At 56.2% G+C, this 13,687-nt stretch carries 16 protein-coding genes and 1 pseudogene; 9 read left to right on the forward strand and 8 right to left on the reverse strand.

The features are described from left to right. Window positions 1–4 precede the first annotated feature (4 nt). From alkB to AFK24_RS24105, 3 genes are read right to left on the reverse strand one after another with little or no spacing between them, the layout of a single operon-like run. Window positions 5–685 (reverse strand): DNA oxidative demethylase AlkB, encoded by a 681-nt coding sequence (alkB, locus tag AFK24_RS24095; protein ID WP_065835616.1) that lies wholly within the window; start codon window positions 683–685, stop codon window positions 5–7. Between the two features lie 20 nt (window positions 686–705). After that, window positions 706–888, reverse strand: a complete 183-nt coding sequence (locus AFK24_RS24100) for a hypothetical protein (RefSeq protein WP_065835617.1) — start codon at window positions 886–888, stop codon at window positions 706–708. Between the two features lie 25 nt (window positions 889–913). Further along, on the reverse strand, window positions 914–1,219 hold the full coding sequence (locus AFK24_RS24105; protein WP_065835618.1) for a DUF1883 domain-containing protein: 306 nt from the start codon (window positions 1,217–1,219) through the stop codon (window positions 914–916). Window positions 1,220–1,388: 169 nt separating this feature from the next. On the opposite strand from AFK24_RS24105, the gene AFK24_RS24110 reads away from it, so the two are divergent. Further along, complete coding sequence (locus AFK24_RS24110; protein ID WP_065835619.1) at window positions 1,389–1,739, forward strand: hypothetical protein; 351 nt, start codon at window positions 1,389–1,391, stop codon at window positions 1,737–1,739. Between the two features lie 67 nt (window positions 1,740–1,806). Here AFK24_RS24110 and AFK24_RS24115 read toward each other — a convergent pair whose 3' ends face one another. Together AFK24_RS24115 and AFK24_RS24120 are read right to left on the reverse strand one after the other, a co-directional pair. After that, window positions 1,807–2,088: a hypothetical protein gene (locus AFK24_RS24115; protein WP_044901730.1), complete on the reverse strand. Its 282-nt coding sequence runs from the start codon at window positions 2,086–2,088 to the stop codon at window positions 1,807–1,809. 115 nt (window positions 2,089–2,203) lie between these two features. After that, window positions 2,204–2,392: a hypothetical protein gene (locus AFK24_RS24120; protein WP_065835620.1), complete on the reverse strand. Its 189-nt coding sequence runs from the start codon at window positions 2,390–2,392 to the stop codon at window positions 2,204–2,206. A 98-nt stretch (window positions 2,393–2,490) separates the two neighbouring features. Here AFK24_RS24120 and AFK24_RS30185 point away from each other — a divergent pair, with 98 nt between their 5' ends. The 4 genes and pseudogenes from AFK24_RS30185 to AFK24_RS24135 form a co-directional block, all read left to right on the forward strand. Then, complete coding sequence (locus AFK24_RS30185; protein ID WP_240500437.1) at window positions 2,491–2,808, forward strand: UDP binding domain-containing protein; 318 nt, start codon at window positions 2,491–2,493, stop codon at window positions 2,806–2,808. Window positions 2,809–2,852: 44 nt separating this feature from the next. Then, complete coding sequence (galU, locus tag AFK24_RS24125; protein ID WP_020293893.1) at window positions 2,853–3,686, forward strand: UTP--glucose-1-phosphate uridylyltransferase GalU; 834 nt, start codon at window positions 2,853–2,855, stop codon at window positions 3,684–3,686. Between the two features lie 112 nt (window positions 3,687–3,798). Continuing rightward, the gene (gene gorA / locus AFK24_RS24130; protein ID WP_065835621.1) at window positions 3,799–5,166 is read left to right on the forward strand and encodes a glutathione-disulfide reductase; all 1,368 of its coding nucleotides are present in this window, start codon (window positions 3,799–3,801) and stop codon (window positions 5,164–5,166) included. Window positions 5,167–5,296: 130 nt separating this feature from the next. Then, window positions 5,297–6,970, forward strand: a pseudogene (locus AFK24_RS24135) (ATP-binding protein); the annotation flags it as partial. Here the strand turns inward: AFK24_RS24135 and AFK24_RS24140 are convergent. Next, window positions 6,961–7,971, reverse strand: coding sequence for a DNA-binding protein (locus tag AFK24_RS24140; RefSeq protein ID WP_065835623.1), 1,011 nt, complete (start codon window positions 7,969–7,971; stop codon window positions 6,961–6,963). The pseudogene AFK24_RS24135 and the gene AFK24_RS24140 overlap by 10 nt on opposite strands. 171 nt (window positions 7,972–8,142) lie before the next feature. Between AFK24_RS24140 and AFK24_RS24145 the strand changes: the two genes are divergently transcribed. The 3 genes from AFK24_RS24145 (at window position 8,143) to ahpF (ending at window position 11,448) form a co-directional block, all read left to right on the forward strand. After that, window positions 8,143–9,096: a site-specific integrase gene (locus tag AFK24_RS24145; RefSeq protein ID WP_065835624.1), complete on the forward strand. Its 954-nt coding sequence runs from the start codon at window positions 8,143–8,145 to the stop codon at window positions 9,094–9,096. A 101-nt stretch (window positions 9,097–9,197) separates the two neighbouring features. Beyond that, window positions 9,198–9,761, forward strand: coding sequence for an alkyl hydroperoxide reductase subunit C (gene ahpC / locus AFK24_RS24150; protein ID WP_020293898.1), 564 nt, complete (start codon window positions 9,198–9,200; stop codon window positions 9,759–9,761). A 124-nt stretch (window positions 9,762–9,885) separates the two neighbouring features. After that, the gene (ahpF, locus tag AFK24_RS24155; protein ID WP_065835625.1) at window positions 9,886–11,448 is read left to right on the forward strand and encodes an alkyl hydroperoxide reductase subunit F; all 1,563 of its coding nucleotides are present in this window, start codon (window positions 9,886–9,888) and stop codon (window positions 11,446–11,448) included. A 66-nt stretch (window positions 11,449–11,514) separates the two neighbouring features. Here the strand turns inward: ahpF and gloA are convergent, their stop codons facing one another. Then, window positions 11,515–12,036, reverse strand: a complete 522-nt coding sequence (gene gloA, locus AFK24_RS24160) for a lactoylglutathione lyase (protein WP_065835626.1) — start codon at window positions 12,034–12,036, stop codon at window positions 11,515–11,517. Window positions 12,037–12,190: 154 nt separating this feature from the next. On the opposite strand from gloA, the gene AFK24_RS24165 reads away from it, so the two are divergent. Then, window positions 12,191–12,742, forward strand: a complete 552-nt coding sequence (locus AFK24_RS24165) for a DUF4946 domain-containing protein (RefSeq protein ID WP_065835627.1) — start codon at window positions 12,191–12,193, stop codon at window positions 12,740–12,742. Window positions 12,743–13,216: 474 nt separating this feature from the next. Here AFK24_RS24165 and AFK24_RS24170 read toward each other — a convergent pair whose 3' ends face one another. Then, window positions 13,217–13,579, reverse strand: a complete 363-nt coding sequence (locus tag AFK24_RS24170; protein WP_044901731.1) for a histone-like nucleoid-structuring protein, MvaT/MvaU family — start codon at window positions 13,577–13,579, stop codon at window positions 13,217–13,219. Window positions 13,580–13,687: the final 108 nt, after the last annotated feature.

The following is a 13,687-nucleotide window of genomic DNA, read 5'->3' on the forward strand; positions in this document are numbered from 1 at the left end:
CGGGTTACATGGCTTTTCTGAACGTGATATTGATCCGCTGTTCGCCCAGCAGCGGGTGCTCCGCTGGCTTGATCGGCAACACGCCGTGAAAACGCAGGCGATCGACACCGCCCCAGACCACCACGTCGCCGTGCTGCAAGACGATCCGCTGTGCCTTGTCGGCGCGCTCGAAGCCGCCAAACAGAAACACCGCCGCAATTCCCAATGACAGCGATACCACCGGCCATTGCAGATCCTGCTCGTCCTTGTCCTGATGCAGGGACATTTTCGCGCCCGGAATATAGCAGTTGATCAGGCAGGCGTCGGGGGTAAAACCGGGGAAGCCGGTGGCCGATGCCGCTTCGCGTGCCAGTTGCATCAGCACCTCGGGTATTGGCGGCCAGGGCTGGCTCGTTTGTGGATCCACGGCGCTGTAACGATAGCCGTGACGGTCGGTAGACCAGCCAAAACTGCCGCAACTGCTGAGTGCGGCAGACATGGTGAAACCGCCGGGAGTCACCATGTGCCGAAACGGCGCCTGGGCCAGCACGCTCTCCAATGCGGGAAGCACGCGCTCGATCCAGGGCGTCGCAAAGCTGCGCAATACCCAGGAGCAAGGACCGATCTGTTCAACCGCAGGCTCCACCTGCTGCGGATCATCGCTGAACAGATCGAAGGTGAGTGGAGTATTGCCTTCACGCTTCATGGTGTGCAGACGGGCAGGGCTTACAAAGCTTTGCTGACTTTGACATCAGAGATGGTGTCGCCGCTCTGATCGTGCATTTTTTCCAGTGCCGCACGCGCTTCGTCAACCGAGGCTGAACTCAGTTGAGCAAATTCGAAGCGGCGCTCGCCGTTGAGTTTGTAGCTGATGGCGAACTTGGTAGTCGGTGTCGCAGGCGTATTCAAGAGATCTCCTTGATGAAAGCTGTGATCAGCTCAGTCGTGTGGTCGAACGACGGACGATTTTGATCGAGTGCGTGAACGTGCTTTTACGCCCGCCATTGGTGTCCAGCTTGCGACCGGCAGTATCAATAGTGATATTCCAGAAGCCAGTGCTGGGCGCAGCGATCTTGGCCGGGAATTTGTCGAAAGCACCGCCATGATAGGTGTGGCGGCCTCCGTTCTTGAAGCTGCGGAAGTTTGAATCGTTCATTAGGCGAATATTGCAGAGCTGGGAGCACTCGATAACGACCAGGTCGTCTTCGTTGAGGTGCTCGCGCTGGTGTACGAATTTCATGAATGTCTCCGACGATAAGGCTTTTTTCGAAAAACCAAAACGATAGCACGGTGAGCCCCGGCATTACCCGGCGATTGAAACTTTATTGCAGTGTTTCTGGCTAAAAGTGCCCTAACCGGGATTTAATCGCCCCCACGCTTGTCGTAGCACTTTTATTTGGGAGGATTGTATGAAATTGGGTGTTGTCATTTTGGCTCTCGCGATGACCGGTTGCGCCACCGTCGCGGACATCGAACACACACCGGCCACGATGAACGTGATGTCTGGCAAAAATCCGCAGGAATATGCCGAGTGTTTCGTCAAAAAAATTGCCGACAGTCGTAAGCCGCCGACCATTGAGCCGCATCACGATGGTTTAAGGGTGATCGTTGCGCAGAAACTCAACAAAGACCCGGCCGCCATTCTGGATATCGAAACGCGCTCCGGCGGCAGCTCCATCAAGGTCTACGAACGCTTGTCGAATTTGCCGCTGCGGCCTAAAGATGTACAGCGCGCGGCCACTGCCTGTATTTCCGGTTGATTCGTTCTGGCCGCTGAACAGCGGCCTTCACCAGGAATGACACTACGTTGCGGGGCTGGAGAAACGGCTATTTGCAAACCACCAGCACACTGCGGCTTTTGAAATTGCCTACGTCCACCCCCAGCGTCTTGTCAGCTTCTTTGGGCTGCGGCGTGCCGTCGGTCCCGACAATCTCGTAACCTGTGCCGGCACAGGAGGCGTCAGCCTTCTCGTAACAGCTGGCCCATGACATGGCTTCGCCCGAGCAATCAATGCTCAGGCCTTGCTTACCGTTTTTCATGTAGGTGTTAGATGCAGTCGCACAGCCAGCAAGGCCCAGTACAGCAATAACGGACAAAAGTCTGATCATGTTTTTTTGCGCTTCATGGTAAGGCTAATTGGGAAAAGTTGCGGTTCGCAGGTTCGACACAGCGAATATGCCATCGTTCCGACATCATTCGGGCAACCTTACGATCAAGGCGCGATCAAGGCTTGGTGCTGGACCGACGACGTGCCGCCTTGGGTTGATCCTGCAAGACCGCAGCCACTTCGATGGCTGCACTCTCAGTGGCGAATGGTCCGGCAATTGACTCGCCGTCGGCGGCGGTTACCCACCATTGGCCATCTTCAAGTTTTTTGATCAGATACCCGTTTACGCTTTTTACGTCCGACATCGAAACTGCCTCGTTCAGTAGTGTTCAAGCCGCGCATGATAAAGCGCCTGCCATCTAGCTGTCGCCCCCGCGTCACAGGGTCGCAACGGGTTCACGTTGTGAAGGCCGAGGCTCGACGTGATGGTCCGGACCCTGCGACCTTAGCAGCGCAATATTCCCGCGCAATCCAGACGCTTCAGCTACGCTTGCACGAATCGTTGTACAGCTGTGTAGAAGGCGCAGATGCAGTTGTTCTGGTCACCGATTTGAAGCAGTTTCGCCAGCCAGATTTAGCCCGGATACGTGGTTTGATGCGTATGCTGGTGCTGTTCGATGGTCGCAATATCTATGATTTTGCGGAACTATCTGCTCAGGGATTCCTCTACCATGGCATCGGACGGCCAGTGGCGGGGCATTGTAAGGTGACCTCCGCCTGATTAGACTGCGCCGCAAACACCCACAGCCCTTATCAAGGACTCTTATGATCAAAAAATGCTTGTTCCCAGCAGCCGGTTACGGCACTCGCTTTTTGCCAGCGACCAAAGCCATGCCCAAGGAAATGCTGCCGGTGGTCAACAAGCCACTGATCCAATATGGCGTGGAAGAAGCACTTGATGCAGGTCTGAATGAAATCTCCATCGTCACTGGTCGTGGCAAACGCGCTCTCGAAGACCATTTCGACATCAGCTATGAGCTGGAAAATCAAATCAAAGGCACCGACAAGGAAAAATACCTGGTCGGTATTCGCCGCCTGATCGACGAGTGCAGCTTTTCCTACACCCGTCAGACCGAAATGAAAGGTCTGGGTCACGCGATCCTCAGCGGTCGCCCGCTGATCGGTAACGAAGCCTTCGCCGTGGTTCTGGCCGATGACTTGTGTGTAAACCTCGACGGCGAGGGTGTACTGGCCCAGATGGTCAAGCTGCACAAGCACTATGGCTGCTCAATCGTTGCCATTCAGGAAGTTGATCCGAGCGAAACCCAGAAATACGGTGTTATTGCCGGTGAAGAAATCAAGCCAGGTCTGTTCCGCGTGACGGACATGGTTGAAAAGCCGAAACCAGAAGATGCGCCGTCCAACCTGGCGATCATTGGTCGTTACATTCTGACGCCGGACATCTTCGAAAAAATCGAGGCGACAGAGCCGGGCAAAGGCGGTGAAATCCAGATCACCGACGCCCTGATGAAACAGGCGGCTGAAGGCAACGTGCTGGCTTACAAGTTCAAAGGCACTCGCTTCGACTGCGGCGGCGCTGAAGGTTACATCGAAGCAACCAACTTCTGCTTCGAGCATTTCTACAAGAAAGGCAGCTAAAGCTCTGAGATTCTTTCAGACTTTCTTGTAGGACAAAGCCACCTTCGGGTGGCTTTGTCGTTTCTGACTGAGCGCTAAGCGGTTATGCTGTCGTTCTGTTCAGGAGACTCACATGGCTTACGATTTCGACCTCTTTGTAATTGGCGCTGGCTCCGGCGGCGTACGTGCTGGCCGATTTGCTGCAGGATTTGGTGCCCGCGTGGCGGTTGCCGAAAGCCGTTATCTGGGAGGTACCTGTGTCAATGTTGGCTGCGTACCCAAGAAATTTCTGGTTTATGGCGCCCATTACGCGGAAGACTTCGAGCAAGCCAAGAGCTTTGGCTGGACCAGTGGCGAACCGGGTTTCAACTGGTCCACACTGATCGCCAATAAAGACAAGCAAATCCATCACCTCAACGGCATCTATCGCAATCTGCTGGTCAACAGCGGCGTAACGCTACTTGAAGGCCACGCACAGCTGACCGGGCCGAACCAGGTGTTGATCAACGGTCAGACCTACAGCGCCGAACATATCCTCATCGCCACCGGCGGCTGGCCGCAAATGCCCGACATTCCAGGCCGTGAGCACGCGATCAACTCCAACGAAGCCTTCTTTCTAAAAGAATTGCCCAAGCGCATCGTCGTTGTCGGTGGTGGTTACATTGCGGTGGAATTCGCTTCGATTTTCCATGGCCTGGGCGCCGACACCACGCTGATGTATCGCGGCGAGCTGTTCCTGCGAGGCTTCGATGGCAGCGTGCGTACGCACTTGCATGAAGAGCTGACCAAGCGCGGCATGAAGGTTCGTTTCAACTCGAATATCGAGCGTATCGAAAAACTGGCCGATGGCACTCTGCAGGCGCATCTTGAAGATGGCAGTTCCTTGAGCACCGATTGCGTGTTCTATGCCACCGGGCGCCGGCCGATGCTCGACAACCTTGGCCTGGAAACAGTAGACGTCAAGCTCAACAAAGACGGCTTTGTTGATGTAGACGAGAACTATCAGACCTGCGAGCCCTCAATCCTGGCGATTGGCGATGTGATCGGTCGTGTGCAGCTCACGCCGGTTGCACTGGCTGAAGGCATGGCCGTGGCGCGGCGCCTGTTTCAACCTGATCAGTATCGTCCAGTGGATTACTCGCACATTCCGACCGCGGTATTCAGCCTGCCGAACATCGGTACGGTTGGTCTCACCGAGGAAGAGGCGCGCAAGGCCGGTCACGAAGTGCAGATCTTCGAAAGCCGCTTCCGGCCGATGAAGCTGACCCTGACCGACAATCAAGAGCGCACCCTGATGAAACTGGTGGTCGATGCCACTACCGACAAGGTTCTGGGATGCCATATGGTCGGTCCGGATGCCGGTGAAATTGTCCAGAGTCTGGCAATCGCGCTGAAGGCTGGCGCGACCAAGCGCATTTTCGACGACACCATCGGCGTACATCCGACACTGGCTGAAGAGTTTGTGACGATGCGTACTCCGGTCTCCCCCAAGCAAGCCTGATTAACGCGAACACGCGCTAACCCGAGATTCAGGATGAAACTCGGGAACACCCTATATTTGTGGAAGGACCCGGCCATTGAGCAGAAATCACCCTTGGGCAGTACTACCACTGCACCCTGCCGAGCAAGACGAAGACTCTATGCGCAAGATAGATGCGTTGCGTGAAAGCGAACGACAATTCCGTATGCTGGCTGACAACATGAGTCAGCTGGCCTGGACTGCTGATTCGGCGGGCAATGTCTATTGGTACAACGAGCGCTGGTATACCTACACCGGCTCATCCCTTGAAGCCATGCAGGCTCTGGGTTGGCGGTCGGTGCATCATCCTGATCACGTGGAGCGAGTCACAACCCGGTCGGCGCATTGCTTTGCTACCGGCTCGATCTGGGAAGACACATTTCCGCTGCTGGGCAAAGATGGCACTTACAGCTGGTTTCTGTCCCGCGCATTGCCCATGCGTGATGAGCAAGGTCATATCACCCACTGGCTGGGGACCAATACCGACATCACCGCTCAGGTGAGTGCCGAAGAGGCTTTACGCGAGCTCAATGAAAGTCTCGAGCGCCGGGTCGCCGAGCGGACTCGCGAACTGGCCACCATCAACGAACTGTTGCAAAGAGAGATGGCCGAGCGCGAGCAGGCCCAGGAAGCGTTGCGGCACGCGCAGAAAATGGATGCCATCGGCCAATTGACTGGCGGGATCGCCCATGATTTCAACAATATGCTCACCGGCGTATTGGGCGCTCTGGACCTGATCCAGCGCCGAATAGCGGCTGGACGTGTCGGTGAAATCGACCGTTATATTCAGGTCGCAGTAACTTCCGCCAATCGCGCCGCCGCGTTGACTCACCGGCTACTGGCCTTCGCACGCCGCCAATCACTCAACAACCGCAACGTAGACGTCAACCACATGGTGACGTCCATGGAAGAATTGTTGCGCCGCACCACGGGTGAAAGCATCGAGTTGTGCATCGACCTGGACCACGACCTGCGGCAAACGCATACCGATGAGCATCAGTTGGAAAATGCACTTCTGAATCTGGTCATCAACGCCAGGGATGCGATGCCCGAAGGCGGTCAATTGATCGTGCGCAGTCGCAACGTCGACATTCGCGCTCCGCAGGGCGTGGTCAGTCCTGGCGAGTATGTGCAACTCAGTATTGAAGACACTGGCTGCGGGATGTCCGCAGACGTTATCGAACGCGCTTTTGATCCCTTCTTCACCACCAAACCCATTGGGCAGGGCACCGGCCTGGGCTTGTCCATGGTTTATGGCTTTATCAAACAAGCCGGCGGCCACGTTCAAATCGACAGCGTTGAAGGGCGGGGTACGCGCATCGATCTTTATCTGCCATGCCGGTTCAAGGAAGCTGTGCGGGATGTGGCGGAGGCGGGTGCCGCCCATTCGCCCCGAGCTGTCGAGGGCGAGCGCGTACTGGTCGTTGAAGACGAAGATGCAGTCAGGATGCTGGTGATCGATGTGTTGCGCGAGCTGGGTTACTCAACCCTTGAGGCCAGTGATGCCAAGGTGGCGTTACCCCTGTTGCAGGGCGCCGAGCGTATTGATCTGCTGATCACCGATGTAGGCTTGCCTGGCATGAATGGCCGACAGCTTGCGGAGATTGCTCGACAGCAGCGTCCGGCATTGCAAGTGCTGTTCATTACCGGCTACGCGCCCAGCGCTGAGAACCGCAGTGACTTCCTCGACTCAGGGATGGACATGTTGGCCAAGCCGTTTAGTGTCGATGAGCTTGCACTGCGGATTCGGAAAATGATCGAAGGGCGCATGCCGGTTCACGCCTGAGCCGGCGGCGGGGCTTCTTCTTCAGGTGATGCCAGATCCTTGCGCAGATTATCCAGCGCCAGCTCGGTTTTGATCAGAATCAACTCCAGCACCCGGCTCTGTTGCTCCTGATCGGTCAGGCGTTGTTTCAGTTCTCCAACTTCCTCATGACTGTTGTGCAGTCGCTCTTCCAGCAGCGCCCGCTGGGTCTGCGCTTGTTGCAGTTGCTCTACTGCGCTGTTGGCCTGGATGGTCAGTCTGGCCAGTTGATCCTTATGCGTGTCCAGTTCGCGGGATGTGCTGCGGCTTTCAGTGAGCAGCCGCTCGTTGGCGCGATTGAGCTGAGTAATTTCCTCCTGTCGCACCAGCGCGCTTTGCTGGGCCTGGCGCAACTCCATCTGGACTTGCTGCACCTGACCTTCGTGGCGCCGCTGCTCCTGGTCGCGCTGTTCCTTCACCGAATTGCGGTAATGCTCAAGGGCATCGCGGGCATGCAGGTGCTTTTCTTCCAGCGAGCGGATTTGTCCATCCTTGTCTTCAAGACGCGTCGCCATGTCCTGGCTGGCTTGCTGAAGCCGCGCATTCTCGGTTTGCTGGCTCTGTAACTGCTGGCGAGTGTCGAGCAGCGCAGCAGTATGCTGATCAATGATTTGAGTCTGATCGGCGCAACGCTGACTCGCATCATTCAGCTCTTTCCTGGTGCTATTCAGCTCCTCTTGCAACGTACGTTGCTGTGTATCGAAGGCCGTCTGCGCCTGATCGATACGTTCCTGGGCCTGTTCCTGCAGGCGCTGTGCGAGGCGGGCGACCAGCTCGGTCAGCTCATCGCCAATCGTTTCCTGGGGCGCGCCACGGCGCAAATCGGTTTCATCCAGCTCCCTTAAATAGCGATGGATCGTGGTTTTCGAGCCGGTATTGCCCATCTCCACGCGTACTGCATCGATGCTGGGATGCTCGCCTCGGGCGATAAGCGCCAGGCGCGCCGTCTGCACTGTTGCCTTGTTTACACCGCCGCGAGCCATGTTGCCTCCTACGATTATGTACTGTGGTATGTACTCTGTAATTACATACTAACTCACGGACTTTAAATTTGATAACAAGGATTAATACTACACGGGATAATGGCGTATTATCCCATGTCAGCAGCTAATTGGCCGTTAATACGCTTGAAACCAGTACGCAAGGGAGCCGCCATGAGCGACATCGATCGCTATATTGAAGCCGCGACCCGGGACAACACCCGACGCAGCTATCGAGCGTCCATCGAGCATTTTGAAGCGACGTGGGGCGGTTTCCTGCCTGCCACCAGCGAGGCCGTGGCTCGTTATCTCGCCACCTATGCCGGTTCGTTGTCAGTCAATACGTTGAAACTGCGGCTCTCGGCTTTGGCTCAGTGGCATAGCAGCCAAGGCTTCCCGGACCCGACGAAAGCGCCGGTTGTTCGCAAAGTGCTCAAGGGCATTCGCGCATTGCACCCGGCTCAGGAAAAACAGGCGGAACCGCTGCAGTTGCAACATCTGGAGCAAGTCGCGCTTTGGCTTGAGCATGAAGCCGCGCAAGCAACGGCAGAGGGTGATCGTCCACGGCTATTGCGCTGCCGACGAGACAGCGCGCTGATTTTGCTGGGGTTCTGGCGGGGGTTTCGCAGCGATGAGCTGTGTCGCGTACAGATTCAGGATGTGCAGGCGACAGCGGGTTCGGGCATCACCCTGTATCTGGCCCGCAGCAAAGGCGATCGAGACAATCTGGGCAAGCGCTACCAGACACCGGCTTTGCGGCGTCTCTGCCCGGTGCAGGCGTACGTGGAATGGATCAACTGTTCTGCGCTAGTGCGCGGCCCGGTGTTTCGCGGGATCGATCGCTGGGGCAACCTCAGCGAAGAGCCGCTGCACGCCAACAGCATCATTCCTTTGTTGCGTCAGGCGCTGGAACGAGCAGGCGTCGCGGCCGAGTTGTACACCAGTCATTCCCTGCGTCGTGGTTTTGCAACCTGGGCTCATCACAATGGCTGGGACCTCAAGTCGCTGATGAGCTATGTCGGCTGGAAGGACATGAAATCGGCCATGCGCTATCTCGAGGCCACACCGTTCGCCAGCCGGGAAGAAAATCTCATGCAAATTTCGTCTATTAATAAAGATCTCTTATAGTGAAAAGCAATCAGGAGCATGAGCTTTGCCAATGAGCCCATGCCGACGATTGTGCGTAAGCTCCACGTCATCGAATTCAAAACCCATCAGGAGATTCACCGATGCCTATCATCAACAGCCAAGTAAAACCGTTCAAAGCCACTGCATTCCAGAACGGCGCGTTCGTCGACGTCTCTGAAGCTGACTTTAAAGGCAAGTGGTCTGTCGTGTTCTTCTACCCAGCCGACTTCACTTTTGTATGCCCGACCGAACTGGAAGACCTGGCTGACAACTACGCCGAGTTCAAGAAACTGGGCGTCGAAATCTACGGCGTGTCCACCGACACCCATTTCGCACACGCTGCATGGCACAACACCTCGCCAGCCATTGGCAAGATCCAGTACCCACTGATCGGCGACCCGACTCACCTGCTGTCGCGTAACTTCGACGTTCTGATCGAAGAAGCAGGTCTTGCTGACCGTGGCACCTTCGTGATCAACCCAGAAGGCCAGATCAAGATCGTTGAGCTGAACGACGGCGGTGTTGGCCGTGACGCTACTGAGCTGCTGCGCAAAGTCAAAGCCGCTCAATACGTTGCTGCCCACCCAGGCGAAGTTTGCCCAGCCAAATGGAAAGAAGGCGAAGCTACTCTGGCTCCGTCCCTGGACCTGGTTGGCAAGATCTAAGTCGATGATTCGGCTGGGGGCTTTGAGCTCTTGAGCACGTAAACCGCATCGCCCCTAAAAAACGCCCGGGCGACCATCGCCTGGGCGTTGTTTTTTCTACCCTCTTAAAATGGAAATCGCCCGCATGTTGGACGCCAATCTTAAAGCCCAGTTGAAGTCGTACCTGGAACGGGTCACACAACCGATCGAGATCGTCGCGTCCCTTGATGACGGCGCGAAATCCCAGGAAATGCTGGCACTGCTCAACGACGTGATCAGCGTTTCGAAAGACATCACCCTGAATGACAGCGGCACCGACGTGCGCACTCCGTCGTTCTCGCTCAACAGCCCGGGGAAAGACATCAGCCTGCGTTTCGCCGGCATTCCGATGGGCCACGAATTTACCTCGCTGGTGCTGGCGCTGCTGCAAGTCGGCGGTTATCCGTCCAAGGCCAGTGCCGAAGCCATCGAACAGGCTCGCTCGCTGCAAGGCGAGTTCAGGTTTGAAACTTATTTCTCCCAGTCTTGCCAGAACTGCCCGGACGTCGTCCAGGCGCTGAACCTGCTGGCCGTACTCAACCCGAACGTGCATCACGTGGCCATCGACGGTGCGCTGTTTCAGGATGAAGTGACCGACCGGCACGTCATGTCGGTGCCTAGCATCTATCTGAACGGTGAGCTGTTCGGCCAGGGCCGCATGGGCCTGGAAGAAATTCTCGCCAAGATCGACACCGGTGCCGGTGATCGTCAGGCGGCCAAACTCAACGCCAAGGAAGCCTTTGACGTGCTGGTGGTCGGCGGTGGCCCGGCAGGTTCGGCTGCAGCCGTTTATGCAGCCCGCAAAGGCATTCGTACTGGTGTCGCGGCAGAGCGTTTCGGCGGTCAGGTGTTGGATACCATGGCCATCGAAAACTTCATTTCGGTACAACACACCGAAGGCCCGAAACTGGCCGTAGCCCTTGAAGAGCACGTCAAGCAGTACGAAGTCGACATCATGAACCTGCAACGCGCCGAACAGCTGATTCCCGGCACGGACGGCGCATTGCATGAAGTGAAATTTGCCGGTGGCGCCAGCCTCAAGACCAAGACCGTGATTCTGGCGACTGGTGCACGCTGGAGAGAAATGAATGTTCCTGGCGAGCAGCAATACCGCAACAAGGGCGTAGCTTATTGCCCGCACTGCGACGGTCCGCTGTTCAAAGGCAAGCGCGTTGCGGTGATCGGCGGCGGTAACTCCGGCGTGGAAGCGGCAATCGACCTGGCCGGTATCGTCAGCCACGTCACACTGCTGGAATTCGATGTGCAACTGCGCGCCGATGCTGTTCTGCAACGCAAATTGCACAGCCTGCCGAACGTGACGGTCATCACCAACGCGCAGACCTCAGAAGTGACGGGCGATGAGCTGAAGGTCAACGGCCTGCGCTACAAGAACCGCTTGAATGGCGAAGAAGTGGCGGTAGCGCTTGAGGGCATCTTCGTGCAGATCGGTCTGCTGCCCAATACCGATTGGCTCAAGGGCACCATCGAGCTGTCACCACGGGGCGAAATCGTTGTCGACTCTCGCGGCGAGACGTCGATCCCAGGGATCTTCGCTGCTGGCGACGTGACCACCACGCCTTACAAGCAGATCATCATTGCTTTGGGCGAGGGTGCCAAGGCATCGCTTAGCGCCTTCGATCACTTGATCCGCACGTCCGCGCCAGCCTGATACTCATCGGCAAGGCAAAAAAAAGGCCTCATGAGCAATCATGGGGCCTTTTGTCATTTCAGCGCATCACAGCGGCGCTGGCTGGATGATCTCTACCCAATAGCCATCCGGATCCTTGATAAAAGCGAGGCTGTTCATGCGGCCGTCAGCCAGGCGTTTCTGGAAGTCCACACCCAGGGTTTCGAAGCGTGCGCAGGCAACGTGAACGTCTGGCACCGAGATGCAGATGTGGCCGAAACCGCGAGGATCGGTATTGCCATTGTGGTAGGCGAACGCCGGATCGTTTTCCGTGCCATGGTTGTGGGTCAGTTCCAGGATGCCGGGGATCGATTTCATCCACAGTGTGCGCGCCGCAGCGTCAGCCGGGATCTGCGCCTTGTCGACCAGTGCAAGGAAATACAGGCTGAATTCGGCTTCTGCGAAATCGCGTTTCTCCACCAGGCTGAAGCCCAGCACGCGGGTATAGAAATCCAGCGAGGCGGTAATGTCTTTCACGCGCAGCATAGTGTGATTGAACACGAACTGTTGGGTCGCAGCTTCCGGTTGCGCTGTCACGCCGGGAAAAGTATTGAGGTCTTGCAGGCTCATGAATAGCTCCGGTTGAGTGTTCAAATTGGGTCAAATGATACGGGGCATGCCGCTGAAATGCCAAATGCTCCGATGGATGTACTGGCATTGCTCTTGTTCATGAAGGCGTTGCGCGTCAGACTTTCCTGCTTATGCCTTCAGGAAAGCGTCCGTCATGCTCAGCCGGTTCTCCCACGTATCGATTGCAGGCCTTCTCCTGTTATGTGCTTCAGGCTTCGTTCAGGCGGACGATGCCATGATCACCTGGCCTGAAGGGTGGCAGATTGAATCCATGCCTCCCGAAGCAGACGCCACCGGCAAACCCGCTGCGCAGTTAAGACAGCGAGCGGTCAAGAACGATCAGGCGGGTAATCCGATGATGGTCATGGAGCTGACCCAATCGGCTCTGGTCGCGGGGCATCAGGTCAATGTCGAGGGTGTGCTGCTGGAGATGCGCAAGGCGATCCAGGTGATGTTTGCCCGAAGCGGATTTCAAAGCGTTTGTACCCGAACCCGGCAGGGCACCTTGAGCCAGATACCTGCGCTGGAAACGACTTGCACGATTACCCAGAACGGGGTGCACGTAATGACTCAAACGTTGGTAGCCGCAGCCAGCAAGAACATGGCCTGGTCGCTTTCCTACGCGGGTTCCGCTGACGGTTATGCGGCGACCAAGGAAGAAGCCCGGCGGATTCGCGATGGCGTGCGCCTCGGTGGCAGTCAGTAGGCGCGACTGGGACAAATTTCAGGCAAAAAGAAGCCCGCCGAAGCGGGCATTGGGGCGCTAATCCTTTAGCAGCCTCTATCCTGAGATACCGGGTGTGAAAAATTCGTGAACCATTCGTTCAAAATTCGGATGGGGGGACGCTTAAAAATCAGAAGTTTCTGACAGATTAGAACGAAGCAACTGACGATTTTCATTTTTTTATATCTTGGATTTCTATCAGGCCGCCGCTCATAACGAACCGATATTTAAAAATTTTCGAAGCGGAATTTCGCGCTCGGTAATCACCGCTAAATAGAGTCAGACATGCCAAGGGACTAATACGATAGTTCTAACATAATGAAACGGTATTGAACGAAATTGAACGCTCACTGGCGCTGCCTGCTGTACTCGATACCGCCGATGTATTCGGCACTATTCATTGACGTCAATAAAAAAGCCCTGCAGAGCAGGGCTTTTTATATTCAATGGTTTCGCTCAAGCGCGAAGCCATGAATCGACGGTATCAATACCGTATTGTTCTTTCCAGGACTTCAGACCGCGATGATTTCCACCTTTGGTCTCGATCAGTTCGCCCGTGTGAGGGTTTTGATAAACCTTGATCACTCGGGCCCGGCGGCGCTTGGGCCCGGCAGGGGCGGCCTGGGCGGAAGAGCCTCTAGGGTCGAGGATTGCGATGATGTCACGCAGGCCCTTGTCATAGCTGCTCATCAAGCCCTGGAGTTTCTGCTCGAATTCAATCTCCTTTTTTAGTCCGGCATCGTTCTTCAAGGATTCCAGCTGTGCCAGCTGCTCTTGAAGGGCTTTTTCTGCTGCTCGAAACTCGGCAAGTCTAGACAAATAACATACTCCGACAGTGTAGTGGCTGTAACCGGCCAACAACGCATCCAGAAAAAAGCGGTTGGCTGGTTCGCTCGCGAGACGCATTACCCTGGGACCAGGTGCACA

The sequence above is a fragment of the Pseudomonas syringae genome (assembly GCF_001698815.1).
Lineage (GTDB): Bacteria > Pseudomonadota > Gammaproteobacteria > Pseudomonadales > Pseudomonadaceae > Aquipseudomonas > Aquipseudomonas syringae_A.

What these genes read in the sequence shown, in the direction of transcription:
- alkB (WP_065835616.1), bottom strand. Translation starts at nt 685, where the DNA reads ATGAAGCGTGAAGGCAATACTCCACTCACCTTCGATCTGTTCAGCGAT.
- AFK24_RS24105 (WP_065835618.1), bottom strand. Translation starts at nt 1,219, where the DNA reads ATGAAATTCGTACACCAGCGCGAGCACCTCAACGAAGACGACCTGGTC.
- AFK24_RS24110 (WP_065835619.1), top strand. Translation starts at nt 1,389, where the DNA reads ATGAAATTGGGTGTTGTCATTTTGGCTCTCGCGATGACCGGTTGCGCC.
- AFK24_RS24115 (WP_044901730.1), bottom strand. Translation starts at nt 2,088, where the DNA reads ATGATCAGACTTTTGTCCGTTATTGCTGTACTGGGCCTTGCTGGCTGT.
- AFK24_RS24120 (WP_065835620.1), bottom strand. Translation starts at nt 2,392, where the DNA reads ATGTCGGACGTAAAAAGCGTAAACGGGTATCTGATCAAAAAACTTGAA.
- galU (WP_020293893.1), top strand. Translation starts at nt 2,853, where the DNA reads ATGATCAAAAAATGCTTGTTCCCAGCAGCCGGTTACGGCACTCGCTTT.
- gorA (WP_065835621.1), top strand. Translation starts at nt 3,799, where the DNA reads ATGGCTTACGATTTCGACCTCTTTGTAATTGGCGCTGGCTCCGGCGGC.
- AFK24_RS24140 (WP_065835623.1), bottom strand. Translation starts at nt 7,971, where the DNA reads ATGGCTCGCGGCGGTGTAAACAAGGCAACAGTGCAGACGGCGCGCCTG.
- AFK24_RS24145 (WP_065835624.1), top strand. Translation starts at nt 8,143, where the DNA reads ATGAGCGACATCGATCGCTATATTGAAGCCGCGACCCGGGACAACACC.
- ahpC (WP_020293898.1), top strand. Translation starts at nt 9,198, where the DNA reads ATGCCTATCATCAACAGCCAAGTAAAACCGTTCAAAGCCACTGCATTC.
- ahpF (WP_065835625.1), top strand. Translation starts at nt 9,886, where the DNA reads ATGTTGGACGCCAATCTTAAAGCCCAGTTGAAGTCGTACCTGGAACGG.
- gloA (WP_065835626.1), bottom strand. Translation starts at nt 12,036, where the DNA reads ATGAGCCTGCAAGACCTCAATACTTTTCCCGGCGTGACAGCGCAACCG.
- AFK24_RS24165 (WP_065835627.1), top strand. Translation starts at nt 12,191, where the DNA reads ATGCTCAGCCGGTTCTCCCACGTATCGATTGCAGGCCTTCTCCTGTTA.